General features: G+C 62.7%; 3 protein-coding genes and 1 pseudogene. 2 read left to right on the plus strand and 2 right to left on the minus strand.

The genetic code is table 11. The features are described from left to right. Positions 1-8 precede the first annotated feature (8 nt). Positions 9-485, minus strand: a complete 477-nt coding sequence (locus OQK_RS26695; protein WP_016775140.1) for a (R)-mandelonitrile lyase — start codon at positions 483-485, stop codon at positions 9-11. A 96-nt stretch (positions 486-581) separates the two neighbouring features. On the opposite strand from OQK_RS26695, the gene OQK_RS26700 reads away from it, so the two are divergent. After that, entirely contained in the window at positions 582-1475 is an 894-nt protein-coding gene (locus OQK_RS26700) for a LysR family transcriptional regulator (protein ID WP_016775141.1), read from the plus strand. 6 nt (positions 1476-1481) lie between these two features. On the opposite strand, the gene OQK_RS26705 is transcribed toward OQK_RS26700, so the two are convergent. Next, entirely contained in the window at positions 1482-2441 is a 960-nt protein-coding gene (locus OQK_RS26705) for an aldo/keto reductase (RefSeq protein ID WP_016775142.1), read from the minus strand. A gap of 126 nt (positions 2442-2567) precedes the next feature. Here OQK_RS26705 and OQK_RS30675 point away from each other — a divergent pair. Beyond that, a pseudogene (locus OQK_RS30675) lies at positions 2568-2921 on the plus strand (hypothetical protein); the annotation flags it as partial.

The raw sequence follows: 2921 nt of genomic DNA on the forward strand, positions 1-2921 counted from the left end.
GCGCGGTTTCACTCGATCTTTGGATATTGCTCATCACTGACCTGCTCCATCCAGTCCACCACCTTGCCATCCAGCACTTCGGCGATCGCGATATGACTCATCGCCGTCGTCGGTGCTGCCCCGTGCCAATGTTTGGCGCCTGGGGCAATCCACACGGTATCGCCCGAGCGGATTTCACGCACCGGCTGGCCCCACTCCTGCACCAAGCCTGCCCCCGAGGTGACGATCAATGTCTGCCCCAGCGGATGGGTATGCCATGCAGTGCGCGCGCCCGGCTCGAACGTTACGGTCGCACCACTGACCCGCGCCTCATCGGTACCTTTGAACGGCGCATCCACCCGCACCGTGCCGGTAAACCAGTCAGCAGGGCCTTTGGCCGACGGTTGCGAGCCATTCGGTGTGACCGTGACACGCGGATTTTCAGTGGCCTGCACCTCACCAGCCAGCAGCGAAAGCGTCAGTGCGGAAGCAGCAATCGGGTTCATGGCGTTTCCTCCAATAAATGATGCAACCACTGTAGCGATCCGCACTCTTCGGATAATCGACTAGAATCCGAAAAAACTTATGCAGGACAATCATCAATGCTTCGGGAAAACGCCACCGACCTGCTCGCCTTTCTCGCCGTCGCCCGTGAACGCAGTTTTACCAAGGCCGCAGCCAAACTCGGCGTGTCGCAATCGGCGCTCAGCCACACCATTCGCAGCCTCGAGGCGCGACTCGGCCTGCGCCTGCTGACCCGCACCACGCGCAGCGTGTCGCCGACCGAGGCCGGCGAACACTTGCTGCAAACCATCGGTCCGCGCTTCGATGAAATCGAAGGGGAACTGGCCGCCCTGAGCAACCTGCGTGAAACCCCGGCGGGCAAGATCCGCATCAGCGCCACCGACCATTCGCTGAACTGGATCCTGCGTCCGGTGTTGCAGGATTTCCTGCCGCAGTACCCGGATGTGTCGGTCGAGGTTTGCTGTGACTATGGTTTCGTCGACATCGCCGGCCAAGGCTTCGATGCCGGTGTGCGCCTGGGCGAAGACGTCGCGCAAGGCATGATCGCCACGCGCATTGGCCCGGACATGCGCATGGCCGTGGTCGGCTCCCCCGCCTACTTCGCCCGGCGCGATCCGCCGCAAACCCCGCGCGACCTGACCGACCACGCCTGTAACAACCTTCGCCTGCCAACCAATGGCGGGCTGTATTCGTGGGAGTTCGAAAAGGACGGTGAAAGCCTGAAAGTGCGCGTCTCCGGCCAGGTCACCCTGAATGGCGTGTACCCATTGCTCGACGCCGCGCTGGACGGTTTCGGGCTGAGCTACATCCCGGAAAACGTCGTCGCGCCTTTTCTGGCGGACGGTCGCCTGGTCCAAGTGCTGGGAGACTGGTGCCCGACATTTTCCGGTTATCACCTGTACTACCCGAGCCGGCGCCAGGCAGCGCCAGCGTTTGCGTTGTTGCTGGAGGCGTTGCGCTATCGCGGTTGACCCGGCTCAGCCCAGCAACGCAATCAACTGATGCCGCTGCGCATCGGTCAGCATCGGCCCAAAACCGGCTCCGGCGTTGTCAGCCATGTAGCGCGGATTGCTGGTCCCCGGAATCACACAGGTCACCGCCGGATGCGCCAGGAGAAATTTCAGTGCCAGTTGCGGCCAGCTGTTGACCTGTACATCCGAGACCCAGGCCGGCAGCGGCTTGCCCTTGAGCCGGGCGAGCAAATCACCGCCGCCAAACGGCCGATTACAAATCACCGCCACCCCACGCTCGCGGCACAGCGGCAGGATGCGTTTCTCGACCGCACGATCATCGAGGGCGTAGTTGATTTGCAGAAAATCAAGCTTCTCGGCTTTCAGCACGGCCTCGACATCGTCATAGGCCGACGAGGTGTAATGGGTGATGCCGATGTAGCGAATCCGCCCCTGCTCCTGCCATTCGCGCAGGGTCGGCAAGTGGGTTTGCCAGTCGAGCAGGTTGTGAATCTGCATCAGGTCGATGCGCTCGGTTTGCAGCAGTCTGAACGACTGCTCCATCTGCGCGATGCCCTCCTCGCGCCCGCGCGTCCACACCTTGGTGGCGAGGAACGCCGGCGAGCGCGGTTCGTGAATCGACAGCAGTTCACCGGTGGTCTGCTCGGCGCGGCCGTACATGGGTGAGCTGTCGATCAGCGTGCCGCCCTTCCTGAACAGCGCTTCGAGGACGGCGGGCAACTGCCGGTAAACCGGATCGCCCGGCGCGACGTCGAAACCGCGATAGGTGCCCAACCCGACCATGGGCAGTGCCTCGGAGCTGGAAGGGATGGCGCGGGTCTGCATGGTCTGGTCTCCTGCCGTGGGCGGCGCAGTGGCGGTCGGCGCTACGCTGCCGGCCAACGCCCGATCAATGGTGAACAGCGCCGCAGCTTGGGCAGCCAGGGTGAGCAAGCGGCGACGTGAGTAACCCTCAGTGTGGCGCATGCGAGTCCTCCTGCTGCGCGGATCTGTTGCACGGTGTGTGCGCCGGCTGTCAGGCGCAGTCGCTGAACTACACTGCCACAGCCAACCTTTCTCCCCGTTAAAAGTAGCCGAATGTCCCGAACCCTGATGTCACTCGTCGTTTTCATCATTGCCGTGTACCTGGTGCTGTGCGCCGCGCTGTTCGTGTTTCAGCGCTCGCTGATCTGGTTTCCCCAGCCTGCCGCCGTGGTTACAGCGGACTCGCGAATGAAACTGTCGATGCCGGATGCCGAGGTCTGGGTGGCAACTCGAGAGCGCAGCGGATCGCGCGCGCTAATCTATTTCGGCGGCAATGCCGAGGACGTCTCGCGCAATCTGCCGGAATTCACTGAGGCGTTTCCTGGCTACGCGCTGTATTTCCTGCATTACCGGGGTTTTGCTGGCAGCACCGGCTCGCCATCGGAAGCCGCGATTGCCGAAGATGCGCTGGCGTTGTTCGAT

Source organism: Pseudomonas sp. R62 (assembly GCF_000257605.1).
In the GTDB taxonomy this organism is placed as follows: Bacteria; Pseudomonadota; Gammaproteobacteria; order Pseudomonadales; family Pseudomonadaceae; genus Aquipseudomonas; species Aquipseudomonas atacamensis.

Bases quoted from the DNA above. Each gene is read 5' to 3' on its own strand.
- OQK_RS26695 (WP_016775140.1), bottom strand. From the start codon at position 485: ATGAACCCGATTGCTGCTTCCGCACTGACGCTTTCGCTGCTGGCTGGT.
- OQK_RS26700 (WP_016775141.1), top strand. From the start codon at position 582: ATGCTTCGGGAAAACGCCACCGACCTGCTCGCCTTTCTCGCCGTCGCC.
- OQK_RS26705 (WP_016775142.1), bottom strand. From the start codon at position 2,441: ATGCGCCACACTGAGGGTTACTCACGTCGCCGCTTGCTCACCCTGGCT.